General features: G+C 50.3%; 2 protein-coding genes. Both read right to left on the bottom strand.

Translation table 11 applies throughout. The features are described 5' to 3' along the window. Positions 1–174: 174 nt before the first annotated feature. The gene (locus Y887_RS17770) at positions 175–801 is read right to left on the bottom strand and encodes a hypothetical protein (protein WP_046965615.1); all 627 of its coding nucleotides are present in this window, start codon (positions 799–801) and stop codon (positions 175–177) included. Between the two features lie 80 nt (positions 802–881). Then, a partial coding sequence (locus Y887_RS20780; protein WP_046965614.1) for a hypothetical protein occupies positions 882–1,083 on the bottom strand: 202 nt, incomplete at its 5' end.

Below are 1,083 nucleotides of genomic sequence, written 5' to 3'. Positions count from 1 at the left end.
GATTTGCACTATTAACTATTGCCGCAACGCGCGTAGGATAAGCGCAATTTGCACTATGGTCGTAAAGGGATAAGGTGCGACCACTTCCGATGGACAACGTAGCGATGAGAATGAGCGTATTCATAAGCCACCAATTTGCACTATGAAAAGCGCCCCCGCAGGGCCGCCGTTCGATTAGATGATCTTGAAGGTGTAGGACTTGTTGCCGAACTCGAAGTTTAAGCGTCCAGCTTCTTTAAGCTTCATGCGGAAGCGAATATGCTTGCTATCCGGTAAGCCCAGCGCGGCGAACGCTACGCGGACCGATTTGAACTCGCCTACACCCTCGACCATAACGCCGTTACGGGTAAGACGCTTTTGCGCCACTTCCTTATTATCCCAACTTTTTGCAATGCCTTCGCTATTCGAACGGCGATGGGAAGGAGTTCCATTTTGCACTACGCAATTTGCACTATCGTTTAAACCGCTCTTAACGAAGGCTTCATACTCTTCGTCGGTCATCGCGTCGAGTTCTTCCTGCGTCGGCTCGGCCTTTTTAACGACCGCACGCGCCTTATGCGTTTTTACATCGCTGGACACTTCCTCGCGCGGCTTCGCGTCGGGGATGGGCGATTCGTTGGACGGCTCATCGGGCGCGTTTAAGGCCTCGATTACCGCGATTACGCGAGTCTCGGCGGTCCGGCGGTCCGCAAACTTCTTAATCGGCTTCGAACCGGAATTTGCATTATAAAATGCAACGAGGTCGGCGGTCTTAGTTGCGATAACGTCGCCGCTAGTCGAGAAACGATTTAAGCTAACCATAATGAACTCCTATTTGTTAGGGCGCTAGGCGCGAAAGAATTTTATTAAAGCGCCGCGCACGACGCTCTAAAAATCCTCTCTTACTCTTCGTCGTCTTCGATTAATTCGAGGGCGAAGGCGTAAGCTTTGCTATCGTAATTAACTAAAACGGCGAGTTCGAACTCGTTAATAAACGCCGTTTTACCGCATAAATTTAATTCCGCATCGACTTCGAAGAATCCGTTTTCGTCGCGCTCTAAGCGAGAAGCAGCGAGTTGCTCGATTACCGTCGCGTCGTTAATT

Origin of the sequence: Xanthomonas pisi DSM 18956, assembly GCF_001010415.1 — a bacterium.
GTDB lineage: Bacteria > Pseudomonadota > Gammaproteobacteria > Xanthomonadales > Xanthomonadaceae > Xanthomonas > Xanthomonas pisi.
Note: the sequence above shows the minus strand (reverse complement) of the source record. Positions and strands in the feature narration are given on the sequence as shown.

Coding starts and splice junctions, on each gene's coding strand:
- Y887_RS17770 (WP_046965615.1), bottom strand. CDS start 801: ATGGTTAGCTTAAATCGTTTCTCGACTAGCGGCGACGTTATCGCAACT.